At 37.3% G+C, this 14,787-nt stretch carries 16 protein-coding genes and 1 pseudogene; 11 read left to right on the plus strand and 6 right to left on the minus strand.

Features of this window, described 5'->3' with window-relative positions:
- Positions 1-73 precede the first annotated feature (73 nt).
- The 5 genes from gerXB (at position 74) to scfB (ending at position 5,676) form a co-directional block, all read left to right on the plus strand.
- Entirely contained in the window at positions 74-1,171 is a 1,098-nt protein-coding gene (gene gerXB, locus RTR43_RS12180) for a spore germination protein GerXB (protein WP_312472217.1), read from the plus strand.
- Positions 1,158-2,648, plus strand: a complete 1,491-nt coding sequence (gerXA, locus tag RTR43_RS12185; RefSeq protein WP_312472219.1) for a spore germination protein GerXA — start codon at positions 1,158-1,160, stop codon at positions 2,646-2,648. Before gerXB ends, gerXA begins: the two co-directional genes overlap by 14 nt.
- 5 nt (positions 2,649-2,653) lie before the next feature.
- Positions 2,654-3,829, plus strand: a complete 1,176-nt coding sequence (gene gerXC, locus RTR43_RS12190) for a spore germination protein GerXC (protein ID WP_312472221.1) — start codon at positions 2,654-2,656, stop codon at positions 3,827-3,829.
- A gap of 221 nt (positions 3,830-4,050) precedes the next feature.
- On the plus strand, positions 4,051-4,200 hold the full coding sequence (gene scfA, locus RTR43_RS12195) for a six-cysteine ranthipeptide SCIFF (RefSeq protein ID WP_248734889.1): 150 nt from the start codon (positions 4,051-4,053) through the stop codon (positions 4,198-4,200).
- A gap of 78 nt (positions 4,201-4,278) precedes the next feature.
- Positions 4,279-5,676: a thioether cross-link-forming SCIFF peptide maturase gene (gene scfB, locus RTR43_RS12200; RefSeq protein WP_312472224.1), complete on the plus strand. Its 1,398-nt coding sequence runs from the start codon at positions 4,279-4,281 to the stop codon at positions 5,674-5,676.
- A 78-nt stretch (positions 5,677-5,754) separates the two neighbouring features.
- Here the strand turns inward: scfB and RTR43_RS12205 are convergent.
- Both RTR43_RS12205 and RTR43_RS12210 read right to left on the minus strand, forming a co-directional pair.
- Positions 5,755-5,985, minus strand: a pseudogene (locus RTR43_RS12205) (3-oxoacyl-[acyl-carrier-protein] synthase III C-terminal domain-containing protein); the annotation flags it as partial.
- Positions 5,986-5,988: 3 nt separating this feature from the next.
- Entirely contained in the window at positions 5,989-6,327 is a 339-nt protein-coding gene (locus RTR43_RS12210) for a winged helix-turn-helix transcriptional regulator (RefSeq protein ID WP_283921184.1), read from the minus strand.
- A 206-nt stretch (positions 6,328-6,533) separates the two neighbouring features.
- Between RTR43_RS12210 and RTR43_RS12215 the strand changes: the two genes are divergently transcribed.
- Both RTR43_RS12215 and RTR43_RS12220 read left to right on the plus strand, forming a co-directional pair.
- Positions 6,534-7,085, plus strand: a complete 552-nt coding sequence (locus RTR43_RS12215) for an NAD(P)H-dependent oxidoreductase (RefSeq protein WP_312472227.1) — start codon at positions 6,534-6,536, stop codon at positions 7,083-7,085.
- Between the two features lie 32 nt (positions 7,086-7,117).
- Positions 7,118-7,831: an SDR family oxidoreductase gene (locus RTR43_RS12220; RefSeq protein ID WP_312472230.1), complete on the plus strand. Its 714-nt coding sequence runs from the start codon at positions 7,118-7,120 to the stop codon at positions 7,829-7,831.
- A 199-nt stretch (positions 7,832-8,030) separates the two neighbouring features.
- On the opposite strand, the gene RTR43_RS12225 is transcribed toward RTR43_RS12220, so the two are convergent.
- Entirely contained in the window at positions 8,031-8,771 is a 741-nt protein-coding gene (locus RTR43_RS12225; RefSeq protein ID WP_312472232.1) for an SDR family NAD(P)-dependent oxidoreductase, read from the minus strand.
- A 122-nt stretch (positions 8,772-8,893) separates the two neighbouring features.
- Between RTR43_RS12225 and RTR43_RS12230 the strand changes: the two genes are divergently transcribed.
- The 4 genes from RTR43_RS12230 to RTR43_RS12245 all read left to right on the plus strand — a co-directional run bounded on the left by RTR43_RS12230 (position 8,894) and on the right by RTR43_RS12245 (position 10,814).
- Positions 8,894-9,736, plus strand: a complete 843-nt coding sequence (locus tag RTR43_RS12230) for a LysR family transcriptional regulator (protein WP_312472234.1) — start codon at positions 8,894-8,896, stop codon at positions 9,734-9,736.
- A 142-nt stretch (positions 9,737-9,878) separates the two neighbouring features.
- Positions 9,879-10,304 (plus strand): DUF2178 domain-containing protein, encoded by a 426-nt coding sequence (locus RTR43_RS12235; RefSeq protein ID WP_312472298.1) that lies wholly within the window; start codon positions 9,879-9,881, stop codon positions 10,302-10,304.
- Positions 10,305-10,317: 13 nt separating this feature from the next.
- Entirely contained in the window at positions 10,318-10,524 is a 207-nt protein-coding gene (locus RTR43_RS12240; RefSeq protein WP_312472235.1) for a helix-turn-helix transcriptional regulator, read from the plus strand.
- A gap of 77 nt (positions 10,525-10,601) precedes the next feature.
- On the plus strand, positions 10,602-10,814 hold the full coding sequence (locus RTR43_RS12245; RefSeq protein ID WP_312472299.1) for a hypothetical protein: 213 nt from the start codon (positions 10,602-10,604) through the stop codon (positions 10,812-10,814).
- Between the two features lie 181 nt (positions 10,815-10,995).
- Here the strand turns inward: RTR43_RS12245 and RTR43_RS12250 are convergent, their stop codons facing one another.
- Genes RTR43_RS12250 through RTR43_RS12260 form a run of 3 tightly spaced genes read right to left on the minus strand, consistent with a single transcriptional unit; the run spans position 10,996 to position 14,782 of the window.
- Positions 10,996-11,952 (minus strand): sugar ABC transporter substrate-binding protein, encoded by a 957-nt coding sequence (locus RTR43_RS12250; protein WP_312472236.1) that lies wholly within the window; start codon positions 11,950-11,952, stop codon positions 10,996-10,998.
- A gap of 30 nt (positions 11,953-11,982) precedes the next feature.
- On the minus strand, positions 11,983-14,070 hold the full coding sequence (locus RTR43_RS12255) for a response regulator (RefSeq protein WP_312472237.1): 2,088 nt from the start codon (positions 14,068-14,070) through the stop codon (positions 11,983-11,985).
- Positions 13,973-14,782, minus strand: coding sequence for a CheR family methyltransferase (locus tag RTR43_RS12260; RefSeq protein ID WP_312472302.1), 810 nt, complete (start codon positions 14,780-14,782; stop codon positions 13,973-13,975). The genes RTR43_RS12255 and RTR43_RS12260 overlap by 98 nt, the downstream gene beginning before the upstream one ends.
- Positions 14,783-14,787: the final 5 nt, after the last annotated feature.

Below are 14,787 nucleotides of genomic sequence, written 5' to 3' on the forward strand. Positions count from 1 at the left end.
CCAAGGAATAATAAAAAATATCCCAGAGGGTTACACTATCCTGGTAACGAAGTTGCTTTCTAGGAGAATATAAATGAAAAACCAAACCATAAGCTTACTTCAAATGTCATTGATCCTGATTGGCAGCACCGGACTTGTTAACCATGTCATTATCATCCCTATGGTTTTAGACGTTTCGGGCCGTGATTCCTGGATTGCTATATTGCTCTCATGCATTTCTTTTCTATTCTTGTTACCGATTCTCTATTTTATCCAAAAACGTATGAATGGAGAACAGCTGTTTATTTGGATTAAGCGGAACTTCGGGATTTTTGTTGCCTATCCATTATCAGCTATTATTCTCCTATACCTATTTTCCTTGAGTGTTGTCACTTTAAAGGAAACATTAACGTTTTTATCGTTTTATCTCCCGATGACACCTAAACTAGTTCTAGGTGCTACATTTTCTATTATCTGTTTTTATAATGCCAAGCACGGGATTCAATCCATTGGGTTAACAGCGGGTATCCTTCTACCGATCGTTTTTATTTTAGGTTTATTTGTCATGACAGCGAATTTCCCGAATAAAGACTTCTCTTTTTTAAAACCATATATGGAGTATGGCATCTCACCTGTCATAAAAGGCACAATCTATCCAATATCAGGATTTATCGAGTTTGGTTTTATCCTATTTATTCAGCATCACATAAAGACAAAAATAAAATTCACTTCTTTGATTTGGATTGGAATCATTTTTTTAATACTTACTCTTGGACCAACGATCGGGGCTATCACAGAGTTTGGACCGTTCGTAGCTGCTAAGCAACGATACCCAGCTTTTGAGGAATGGAGACTTGTTGCTATCGGTCGTTATATTGAGCATCTCGACTTTTTATCCGTTTATCAGTGGTTTGTTGGAGCTTTCATCCGCTTGTCTCTTCTTTCTTTTTTAATCCCAGATCTTCTTCAAATTACAAATAAGAAGGTAAATGCAGGCTTACAGCTCTTTATTCTTGGATGGATCACTGCGCTATCGATTTTGTCCATTAACGATACCACTTTTTATACGTTTTTATCCCGCCTATTTTTACCTGGCACGGTTGTATTAATGCTCTTTCTTTTTGTACTTTTGACCATCCTCTCCATGTTTGTGAATAGAAAGAAAGGAGTTAAATCGAATGAGGCGCAATAATCGAGCTGATCAAGATAAGATGAAGATCAAGTGTGATGAGGAAGTTTTAAAGGGATGGTTTGAAGGTTCCAAAGATGTCCTCTTCCAAAAACAGCAAATCGGCAAAGGCTTACTTTCTTTCTCTATTTTATCTGTATATTGTCAAAGTCTTATTGATACAAAGGAATTGAGAAGAACGATATTGCCTCATCTTCATGAGATATTGGAAAATGGATTTTTCGGTGATGCAAAAGAATTGGAGTCGAAAATGGTTTTTCCTATAGCTTCCATAAAGTCAGATTTATCACAGGAGGAACTCGCCCAAATGGTTTTTGAAGGTGAATTTCTCTTTTTCCTCCCTGAATTTAAGCTGGCTTATTCAATCAAATTAGCTAAACTACCTGCAAGATCAGTAGAAGCTCCTAGTACGGAAGTAACTCTGAAAGGAGGAAGGGATGGTTTTGTTGAAGAACTGGAAACCAATATAGGGCTAATTCGTAAAAGATTGAAAACAAGCTCCCTTAATTATGAAGAATTTGTAATCGGAACTAGAAGTAAAACGAAGGTTGCTGTTCTTTATTTGAAGGATGTTATTTCGCAGGATATTTTAGCACAAGTAAGATCCCGACTAAATGAAATTAATGTCGACGCCGTGGTTTCGGCTACGCAAATTGAAGAGCTTATTACCGACCGAACTTTCACCATATTTCCTTTATTGGAATACACCGGACGACCTGATTATGCTACAAATTGCTTACTATATGGTCGCTTCCTCCTATTAGTGGAAGGTTCACCGACTGCGTCCGTTGGACCTGTCACCCTTGTGTTTTTCGTAAATAATGCCGAGGACCAGCATTCTACGGCCCCTTTTGGAAGCTTCGGAAGGGTCCTCCGGATCTTCAGCTTACTTATAGCCGTTTTCCTACCAGGATTTTGGATTGCTTTAGCTGCCTATCATCCTGATCAAATTCCCTATACGTTGTTGGCAACACTGGCTTTGTCAAGAGAGGGAGTTCCGTTTCCTACTACTTTAGAGGGCTTCATGATGATTTTTTTATTTGAGTTACTGAGAGAGGCTGGACTTAGGATCCCAACTACTGTTGGTCAAACGTTATCAGTTGTAGGCGGGTTAATTATTGGCCAAGCTGCCATCAGCGCAGGATTTGCCTCCCCAGGTATTGTCGTGATGATGGCTATTTCTGTCGTTTCAACCTTTACTTTGATCAATCAGTCACTAACTGGAACGTTAAGTATCCTCCGATATTTTGTCTATATACTCTCATCCTTACTTGGAGTAGTAGGGCTCATCTTTGCAGTCTTTATCATTTTTATTCATCTCGTGAACCTACGCTCTTTTGGGGTTCCGTTTATGGCCCCCTACTCTCCACTTGTCCCATCTAGTGTTATACCTGCAACATTCCGAGTTCGTTTTAAAAAGATGCTAAGACGGCCGAAAGAGATTCATACAAACGATAGCACGAAAAAAAAGGATGAGTAAAAAGGATGAGTAAAATTCTATTTCAAAAAAAGCTACTTATTGTATTTGCATCTGTTTTTTTGTTAACCGGATGTTGGGATACACGAGAAGTGGAGCATGTATGGTACATAAATGCCTTAGGAATTGACTTTCAAGACAATCAATACGTGCTATACCCTCAATTTATCAATTTTTCAACTTTTGCAAAACAAGAAATCACAATGCGAACACCACAGCCAATTTTTATCGGAAAAGGAAGCGGGGAGATTTTAGACCATTCAGCATTCGATTTTTATAAAACGACCCAACAAAGTGTGTCTTGGGAGCATATAAAAACCATCGTATTCTCTGAGAATGTACTAAAAAATGGAGATATACGACAAATTGATGAATTCTTAGCACGTTTCTTTCAGTTTAGAAATACGATGTGGGTGTTTGGAACAAAGGAACCGGTTCAGGATGTGTTGGCAACCGGGACCATCCTAAATCTCTCACCCCTTTTTACCGTTATGGATATCCCAAATGAAATGACAAAAAATTATTCCCTTTTTAGTCCTTTGAAGTTTTTCAAATTTCGGGCCTACTTTTATGAGCCGGGGATGACCACACAAATACCTTACTTATCTATTGTGAAAAAAAAATGGAAATCAAACAAAAAGGATTTTCCGCTACTAAAGTATAGCGGGTCAGCTTTTGTCGCATCGAAGCGCTACAAAGGGTACTTGTCAGAGAAGGACTTATCAGGCTTAAAATGGACGGAAAAAAATTTTAAACGCGCACCAATGCTATTAAAAAAAGAGGGGAAGCCCGTTGCAGAAATCGTATTGAGAAAACCAAAAATCCAAACACAAGCCTACATAAAGAACCATGAACCGCATTTTCGGATGAAGATTAACATCGAAGGAGATATTTTTCAGGTTGTAAAATATTTGCCGGTGAAAACCTTAGATACATTAGCTGCCCAAGAGCTGAAAAAGGAAGTCGAACGAACCTACAAAATTGGATTAAAAAAAGGAATTGATGCTTATCAGCTTTCGCAAATACTATATCGTAATAATGTAGAAGCATGGAAAAAACTCGAAAAGAACGGCGCTATCTCACTTTCGCCATCATCCTTAGAGGTAGAGGTAAAAGTGCAAATTATGACGAGCGGCCAATGGAAGTCTACCGATTTGCAAAAGCCCTTCTCTCGGGAACGATAGTAACGCCATAGTGAAGGCATTGCATTAGCCAAAAAACATGGCGTAACCGGAGAAGGAAATGAAAATTCAAATCAAGTGGATTTTCCGCAGTATCAAGGCATTGGAAATGATTGACTTGACCCCAAGATGTTGTTAAAATTATTGTTGGAATTTATGTGAAATCATTCACAAGGGTTAACTCTTATTCTACTAAAAAATACTGTCAAAAGGGGTTTCACGTTATGAAAAGAATCGTAACACTGAGCACTCGTAATCTGAAGGATACCGCAAAACACGGTGGATGCGGTGCATGCCAGACATCTTGCCAGTCGGCTTGCAAAACTTCTTGCGGAATTGCAAATCAGAAGTGTGAAAACACAATAAACAGATAGGAAACAGGAACTGTGCCGCCCAACTGCTTTCTAGATGGGCGGCAATTTTTATGGACAAAAGGAGATTGATTATCAAGTATGATTCATCAATATAAACTAAACGGATACAACATCGTGCTCGATACCTACAGTGGATCGGTGCATGTAGTCGACGACCTCGCCTATGAAATCATCGCGCTTTATGAGAATACTCCTACGGAAGAAATCGTGATAATGATGCTGGAAAAATACGCATATGATTCCGACATCTCCGAAGGGGACATTCGGGACACCATCGCGGACGTCGAGAAGCTAACAAATGATGGGCAACTCTTTACTGAGGATGAATATAAGGATCTTTCAATTGATTTGAGAAATCGCCAGACTTATGTAAAGGCCCTCTGCCTCAATGTCGCGCATACCTGTAACCTGTCATGCGAATATTGCTTCGCAAGCCAGGGGAAATACAACGGAGACAGAGCAATCATGAGCTATGAGGTTGGCCAAAGAACCATCGATTACCTATTGGAAAACTCCGGTCATCACCGAAACCTCGACGTTGACTTCTTCGGCGGAGAACCACTAATGGCCTGGAAGGTTGTCAAACAGATTGTCACTTACGCAAGAATCAAAGAAAAAGAGTACAAAAAGACATTTCGCTTCACCTTCACGACGAATGGCATGATGCTCACCGATGAGGTCACCGATTTCTTGAATCAGGAAATGTACAATGTCGTATTGAGTCTTGATGGAAGAAAAGAGGTCCATGACCGACTTCGCAAAACGATCACTGGAAAGGGCAGCTACGATCATATCGTTCCGAAATTCCAGGAATTCATCGAAAAGCGTGGAGACAAAGAATACTATGTACGTGGGACATACACCCACAACAATGTCGATTTCACCAATGACATTTTTCACATCGCAGACCTTGGTTTCGACAAACTCTCGATGGAACCGGTCATCTGTGATCCACGAGAACCTTATGCGCTCACCGAGGAAGACCTCCCAGAGATTTACAACCAGTATGAGATTCTCGCCAAGGAAATGCTGAGTCGCGAGGAAAAAGGCAATGGCTTTACCTTCTACCATTACATGCTTGACCTCTCAGAAGGCCCTTGCATCCAAAAGAGAATTTCCGGCTGCGGTTCAGGAACCGAATATCTCGCAGTTACACCCTGGGGTGAGCTCTTCCCTTGCCACCAGTTCGTTGGGGATGAAGAATACAGCTTGGGCAACATCTGGGATGGAATCACAAAACCAGAGACGCAATGCCAATTTAAAGAGAGCAACTGCTACTCGAAGCCGGAATGCCAGGATTGCTGGGCGAAACTCTACTGCAGTGGCGGCTGCCCTGCCAACGCGCTGCATGCAACCGGCTCCCTAAACGGAACCTACGACTTCAGTTGTGACATCTTCCGTAAGAGAATCGAATGTTCCATGATGGTTAAGGTAGCTGAATCCATCAGAGCTATGGAACAGGACGTGACTGAATAAGTACAAAAGATGCAAAAAGAGGCTGGGACATAAGTCAGAAAAAATCTGATTTATGCTCAGCCTTTTTTGATTTAATTCTTATTCCTTTGCCAAATTCCACTTATTGATATGTACAGCATGTGTAAGACCACCTCCAAATCCCTATAGTAAAAGAGTGTCCCCATTTTTTAACTTTCCTTCGTTTATCGCTATCTGTAAGGCTAATGAAATGGAAACAGAAGAGGTATTCCCCGTATATTCCACACTAGTTAGTGTTTTATCTAGTGGAAAACCTAATTTTTCACAAATGGATTCAATCATTCGTAAATTCTTTTATAAATATAATCCAAACCTCTTTAATTCAATGAAAATACTTTCTAATCGTTTTCCTTTTTCTGTTAATGTATATTCCACACGAGGGGGAACCTCCGGAAATACCTTTCTTTCCAATATCCCATGATCCTCCAGTTCCTTAAGGCGTAGTGAAAGTGTTTTTGGACTAATTCCATCCATTGATTTCAATAGCTCACTGAATCGCATTGTTCCTTCGATAAGCAGATCCCGAATAATCAAAAATGTCCATTTAGTTCCAATTACGTCAAGCGTTTTAGCTATAGGGCAAATCTCACCTGGTGTTCCTTTGGTCAGTATGACAGGCTCCATAACACTCATCTGAAACATCCTTCCTAAAACATTTTTTAATTAATTTTCTTTATCATATCAAAAAAGTATACTTTCGGTAACTTTATGAATTATTTATCACTACTTCCCTAAATAAAGTTACTATATTTATAATATCAATAAACCTATTATTCCATCACATTCTTGAGGAATTGATAAGTGAGAGAAATCCAACAATCAAAGGAGAGAGAAAAAAGATGAAAAATATACTTATTATTAACGGACATCAAAGGTATAGTACAGCGGAAGGTAATTTAAACCAAACATTAATGGACAAGATGGTCAGCTTGTTAAGTGAAAAAAACAATATAAAAACAACCATTGTTCAAAACGGATATAAAATTGACGAAGAACAGCAAAAGTTTTTATGGGCTGATATTGTCATTTACCAAACACCTGTCTATTGGTTCAGTGTTCCAGGCTTATTGAAAACGTATATGGATGAGGTTTATGCTTATGGTTTGTTTTTTAAGGGTGCTGATCAATATGGAAGCGGAGGTTTACTGACCAAAAAGAAATATATGTTTTCGACTACCTGGAATGCTCCTGAAAAAGCATTTAATGATCCAACTCAATTTTTTGAAGGGAACAGCCTGGATGATGCATTAAGCCATTTGCACCTCATGCAGAAATTCATCGGAATGAAACCTTTAAAGAGTTTCACTTGTTATGATGTAATCAAAAATCCGAAAGTTGGAAAATTTGTATTAGAACTTGAACTACATTTGAAAGAAGAATTGAACTTTTAATCTATAAAGGAAAATTACAAGGAGGTACAAACATGTTACAAGATAAAAAAGTGGTAATTATCGGCGGAAGCTCGGGGATTGGTCTTGAAACAGCTAAACAAGTAATAGCCGAAGGAGCAAAAGTTATTATTGCCAGCCGTTCCAAAGGGAAATTACAGAATGCAATTGAGCAACTAGGCGATAAAGCTACGGCTTTTACGCTGGACACAACACAAGAACAGCAAGTTCAGTCTTTCTTTGAAAAAGTCGGCCCGTTCAACCATCTTGTGGTGAGCGCTGCTGAAACATCCGGCGGGTCATTCCTCCAAATGGATACAGCCCAAGCCAGACAACTGTTTGAAAACAAATTTTGGGGCCAATACTACACAGCTAAATACGGTGCACCGAAAATCTTACCACATGGTTCGATCACTTTATTCTCTGGGGTAGTAGCCTACAAATCGATGGTTGGTTCGTCAATTTTGGGTGCAGTCAATGCGGCCATTTCGAATCTAGGTCAGACCTTGGCTTTAGAACTTGCTCCGATTCGAGTGAACATCGTTTCACCCGGTATCATTGATACACCTTCCCGCAGCAAAATGCTAGAAGAAGATCGTAATCAGTTCTATGCAACGGTCGGAAACAAACTTCCTGTGAAACGAATAGGAAGGGCTGAAGACGTTGCACAAAGCGTACTATACCTGCTCCAAAATAGTTTCGTGACCGGAACCGTCCTTCATGTAGAAGGCGGTCACATTTTAGCTTAAGTAGCGGTAAAATTGTAGGTTAAACAATGATTGTAAAGTGGCTTCTCCTCGAAATGTAATGTTAAGTGAAAGTACGTCAACCAGCCGAATTCCCTTAAGGGAATTCGGCTGGTTACTAAAGAAGAGATAGAGGTATGAGCTATAAAAATAGACCAAACACCCTATTATTGTATAAGGGTGTAATGAGTTAAGTTTAATCTTACAATGTTTGACCATTATCAATTGTAAATACTTGACCTGTGACAGATTCTTGAGTCAATTGAAAAAGAATAGCTTCCGCAATATCATCTGGCGTTGAAATTCTTTTAAGTGGTAGGTTACCTGCAAGTTGATACATCTTCTCTTCATGACCTGACCACCACCTTGTATCAACTGCACCAGGAGCTATACTATTTACTCTGATATAAGGTGACAATGCGATAGCTAATGACTTTGTCATTGTGTGAATAGCTGATTTTGTGGCTATATACGGTATGGATGAACCTATTCCGGTCATTCCCGCTACACTGCCCATGTTAACAATTACACCCGCTTGTTGCTTCTTCATATAAGGAACAACAGCTTTTACACAATGAAACATTCCCTTCACATTCACACTAAAAAGGGAATCCCACACTTCATCTGTTACGGCATCTAAGTCATTCATAGCAATTTGAGCTGTAATACTTGCATTGTTTACTAAACCATCCACCGTCCCTAATGATGTAATCGTTTGGGATACCATATCATTCACTTCTTTTTCTATCGCTACATTCGCTTTATAAGCGATTGCTATGCCACCTAGTTGTGTAATCTCATTGAGAACCTCGACGGCTTCTTTTTCCGAACGGTTATAATTAATAACCACTTTTGCACCTGCATTTGCTAATTTCAAAGCTGTTGCTTTTCCTATACCAGTACCACCGCCAGTTACAATAACTACTTTATCCTTTAATTCCATTCTAAATCATCCTAACTTTGTTTGATTTATATGCTCAATTATACTTTTGAACACATAAAGGATATAATACTGAAAAATGAAGTAGGTATCATTTTAAATAATACCAGTGGAGGAATATATTCTTGGAAAGTCATGATTTGTGGATTTTTAAACATGTTGCAGAGCTGCAATCAGTATCAAAAGCTGCTGAAAAATTGGGCTACGTACAACCTAATGTCAGTCAGCGAATTAAGAGTTTGGAAGATGAACTAGGTGTTAAATTATTTATGCGTAACAATAGAGGGGTTACTTTGACCGAAAAGGGAAACGTTTTATTAGAGTATACAAATCAAATCATATTATTAATGGATGAAGCCAAGTCAGTCATTAGTCCTCAAAAATGGAGAGAATCCATAACAATAGGTGCATCCCAAACCATTTCTGCGGTTAGAATTCCTCAGCTGTTTTCTTCTTTTTTGAAGGAGCAAAAAAATATGGATGTAAAGGTACGAACGAATGATAAACAAAGGTTACAAGAAATGCTTTCCTATGGAGAACTTGATGGTGTTTTTATAAATAGTGCGTATAATTCCTCACAGTTTGAAACCGTTTATCGTTATTTTGAGAAAATCGTACTCATTTCACCTAAACATAGTCAACTTGAAAAGCAACATGATCAAACGTTAATTGTTAATAGTGACATAAATTGTATCTACAGAAACAAAATGATAGATTTCGCTAACAAAAGTTATTTCCATGATCCTACTATTATGGAGTTTGATTCTCTAGAATCTATTCTGCAAGCGGTTCATGATGGACTTGGAATCACAATATTACCGGCAGATGTTGCTTATAATCGAAAAGAAATAAAAACGGTTCAATATCAAGAACTGTCTGACACAATCATGATAGATTTTATAATCAAACGTAGAAAACAGAAACCGCAAAGTCTAACAAAGTTTATTCGTTTTTTGCAGAGAACATAATTCGGTAGTACTTGGAATAGTTTTTCCTTTCGATTTATAATTTTCGAGAATTCAACAAATTAATTCTAGACATTCCCTGTAAGATCGAGTAATATGAAGTTAAGTTCACGTGAAACAAACTTCACATTGCGCTATGTTAGGAGTGATTTGTTTGAAAAATAAATTTACAGAGCTTTATTTATGCTCATTTGCAATGATTGCACTCGGTTTTTTTGAAATATTTTTCAATTACACTGAAGCTAATACTACAGAAGGATCTTATTCTGGTATTTTATATTTATTCGTAGGAGCAATGCTTTTAATCTTCGCTATAACTTCTCACGTTAAATTTAATACTAATCGCAAACAATTAGAAAGAGAGCTATCAAAAGAATATGATGAACGCGATGATTTAATTGAAGGTAAAGCTGCTCACTTTACCATAAGCATTCTAATGATTGTGGCGATCCTGATGATGTTTCTTTCAAAATGGATTACAATTCCAACAAATACTGCTTTAATGATCATTATAGTACTTACCCTAATTACTAGCACTTTAGCTAAAAAATATTATAATCATTTTCTTTAATTTGGTGAATTATATGAAAAATATAGTAAAAGAATTGCGGTTAAAACATGGAATTACACAACAAGAATTAGCGGATAGAATATGTGTATCTTCAAGAACAATAATCTCTTTAGAAAAACAACAATATAATCCATCTGTTTTACTAGCATATAGAATATCTTCAATTTTTAACTTACCAATTGAAGAAACTTTTATTTTTGAAGAAGAAGATCAATGCTAATAGTGTACAAATATAATTGTTGAGAAAGATTTTAATACAAAAGTAAAATAAAAAGAATAAAGAGAGGTAACTATATGATCATTTTAAAACTATTGTTTATACTTTTTGGAGTAGTCCTTGTATTATGGGGTAGATATAGAATGAAAACGGATGATGCGTTCGTCGGAAAAACCCAAAAAAGAAAAAACATTTTTAATTTTTTAATAAAGGGAGAAGCTTCTGGACTAGGACAATTTTTAAGTGGAATCTTGTGTATAATTTTAGGGATTATATCCTTTTTTATAAAATAATTTGTAAATAAAAGGGGCTAAGCTGTATTTAAAGTTTAGCTCCTTTTACTATTATTCTAAAAAATTTTATGCCCTTTATTTTGCTATGTGAAACTTAAGGGAAATACTGCGCTTAAAAATATTATCTCTCTTTAAAGCGCAACGGAAGTCTAACCCCAGGTATGCCCGTAACTAGTGTAATTTACTTTAATACCTTGTTTAAGAAGTCTAGCTTCTGTTTCGCATTGTCTTCCGTGATAATATCTACACCACTATCAATGTTTCTTTTTATCTTTTCTCCCCTTGTAACTTTTAATGCAGCTTGAACGCTTAAATATCCCATATCATAAGGGTTTTGGGCTACTGTACCGGTTAATGTTCCTTTTTCGACTAACTCAACCATTTTGCTTATTCCATCTGCTCCTGTAACAGGCATAGTAATTCCTTGTTCCTGAAGAAGCTTAACCACAGGTATGGCAAGATAATCTGTTGAAGTAATAACACCTTTAAGATCTGGATGCTGCTGCAAAATCGTCTCGATTACCTTGATCACGTTTTGATTATCCTCTTTATCCTCAATTGATAGTTTTAACGTTTCTGCCGCTATATTGATCCCTGCAGCTTCTAAACTAACTTTAGCTCCTTTTATCCGTTCTCTCTCCACGGATGATTCTCTACCGATAAGAGCCACTTTATCTCCAGGCTGTAGCATCGTGGCCATCAATATCCCTGCTTTTCTCCCTAATTCAACGTTATTGGTACCAATATAAGCCGTTTTATTTTTCCAAGGTTCATCTGTATCGATCAGCAATACGGGAATGTTCTTTTTTGCATACTCTACTAATTTAGGAATGATATCAGGTGACATGGCCGGAGAGACAACTAATACATCTGGATGTTCTTTAAGAACATTCTCTAATATCTTCATTTGTTCTGAGGCTGTTCCATTTTTCGGTGCCATTACCAAACCGTCTATCCCAAAATCTTTACATCCCTGCTCTACACCCGCTCGAATAATTTCATCATACTGATTATCTAACGTTCGGAAAACAAAGACGACTTTTGGCTTTTCAACGACAAATTGCTTATATATAATAACGATTAATATGGCAGAAATCATAAAGAAAATAAGAAGAAATAGCTTGCTCCTTTTTAACATGCAAACCGTCCTTTTCTATTTTGAAATACCCTAGAATGGTTTGAAACGAATGGAAAAGGTTGACCCCGCGTCTCCGGTTTCTATGTCAATATCTGCCTGATGACGCTCTGCTACACTATAGCAGATCGCAAGACCCAACCCTGTTCCATTTTCCTTCGTTGTGAAGAACGGTGTTCCTATTTTTTCTAAAATCTCCGAGCTAATCCCTATCCCCTGATCTTTTATTTCCAAAATGACTGCCTGTTCTTCTGCATATGTTTTTATCGTAAGCTGCCCTCCAGAAGACATGGAATCGAGCCCATTTAATACAATATTTAAGATTAATTGGCGAATTTCTTTTTCATCTACTGAGATATTGGGACAATCATGTAAATCGAGCACAGCTTGTTTTCTTGAACGTAAGGCTTCAGCTTGAATAAGCGGAAATAATGCTTCAATAATCGTATTTAAGTTTTGGATTTTTTTATCACTTACTTTATTTTTAGCCAAATTAAGAAATTCAGTAATAATAGAATTAGCCCTGCTTAATTCTTCTAACATGAGGTCAACAATTTCTTTTGGTAATCCCTCACGGTTGCTTCTTGCTACTTGCAAAAATCCAGAAACGGTTGTCATCGGGTTACGAATTTCATGGGCAATTCCGGCAGCCATCTCGCCAATTAAATTCAACCGATCTAGTCTGGACATCTCCCTTTCCATAAGAACCCTTTCCGTATAATCTGTCAAAACAAATAGAATACAAGGTTCAGGTTGGACATCAATTATTTCTGTAGATAATAATCCCGCACGGATTTCCCCATGTTTTGTCTTATAGTGGATTTTCTTACTACGAAATGGCTGCTCTAGATGAATGGAGTTACTACCTTGTTCGTCAAAAAAATCTAGTAAATTTATTTTTTGAAGATGTAATTCATCATAACTATAACCCGTAACGTTTATCCAACTTGTATTAACATCTAAATAGGTTTTATCTTTTAGCGAAATAAGAGCTACCAAGCTAGGACAAAACTCAAAGATTTTCCGAAACCGTTCTTGAGAAACAAAAAGATAATCGGTAATCTTTTTTCGCTCCTCAATTTCTATTTGCAGCCGCTCGTTTGCTAATAAGAGCTCTAATGTGCGGTCTTTCACCATATTCTCCATCTGATTGAATTGTTGCTTTTTAACTTCTTCCATCAGCTTTCTTTCCGTCACATCACGAATGGTACAAACAAAAATTGGATGACCTTCTACTGCTGTCTCGCCAATTTGAATATCCGTAGGAAAATGGCTTTCATCCTTCCTTAATGCAACCGATTCGATCACACTACCTAGACATGAGTTGATTAAAGAAAAGAACAAATACGGAGAGCTATTTCCATTGTCCCCCTTTACTTTTAGAAATAGATTGCCAATAGGCTGTCCTACTAATTCATCCGGATGATAGCCAAACATGGTTTTTATAGCTGAATTCACCGAAAGTATAGACCCTTGACCGTTAAAGGTAACAATGGTATCAATTAACGTTTCACTAATCACCTTTGCTAATGCTTCTGTCCTCTGCAAATCCAAGGTTGTCTGATCTAACTTTTTATTTACTTCATTTAATTCAGCTGAACGCTGCGACTCACTCTTGCTAATTTCCTCTTTATATTTTTGATAGATTTCAACAAATTTCTCTATTTTTTGTTTTAATGTTTCAGGCTGATATGGTTTAAAAATATAATCAATTGCCCCTACAGAGTAACCACGTTGAACATGCTCCATATCTTGACTAATTGCCGTAATGAAAATAATGGGAATATGTTTAGTTTTTTCTCTTGCCCTAATCAGTTTAGCTGTTTCAAAGCCATTTAGTCCCGGCATCTGTACATCTAGTAAAATAACAGCAAATTCTTGTTTAAGCAGACATTTCAGCGCCGCGTTTCCTGAGGTTGCACTAACTAAATTATAGTGTGGAGAAGAGAGTACTGCTTCCAATGCCAGTAGATTTTCAGGTTGATTATCCACCATTAAAATATTGACTTTTTGAGTAGTGGTACTATTTAAATTTACGGTACAGTCTTTCTGCCTGGTTAAATTCTTCGTAACAGGTTCCATAACTAGTAAATCTAATCCCCTCTCTTTTACCCAGCCCAAGAAAGCCTGATAAACTTAGGCTTTCATAGAGAAGCTGATGGACTTCATTTTGCAAACACTTATTAAAATAAATTAGGACATTTCGACAAATAATCATATCAAACTCATGAAATGAAGAGTCTGTTACTAAATTATGCTCTGCAAACACCACGTTTTTTTGTAGATCAGGGTGGAAAACAACTTGGTCCGCAACCACCTGGTAGTATTCTGAAAAAGCCCTCGTCCCACCAGCTAATAAATAATTTTTGGTGTAAAGTTGCATATCAGCTAAAGAAAAAGTACCTTTCTTTGCCTTTTCTAACACACTTGTGTTGATATCGGTTGCATAAATTTTTGTCTTTTCATATAAACCTTCTTCTTGTAACAGAATGGCCATTGAATACACTTCTTCACCAGTTGAGCAGCCTACATGCCAAATTCGAATTTCAGGATAATCTTTTACTAATGGAATAAGATTTGTTCGTAAAGACTTAAAAAAACTAGGATCACGAAACATTTCGGTAACATTTATAGAAAAATCAGAAAATAAACCATTCATGACGATCGGATCACGCAATATTTTTTCTTGCAGAGCAGATATACTTGTTAGATTCTCCTTTTGAACACGTTGCAAAATTCTCCTCTGAATGAAGGGACGGGCATAATTTCGAAAATCGTAGCCGTAATAGCGGTAAATCGCTTCAAGGAGTAAATCGATTTCAATATTTTCTATCACTT

The sequence above is a fragment of the Neobacillus sp. genome (assembly GCF_031988165.1).
Taxonomy (GTDB): domain Bacteria; phylum Bacillota; class Bacilli; order Bacillales; family Cytobacillaceae; genus Neobacillus; species Neobacillus rhizosphaerae.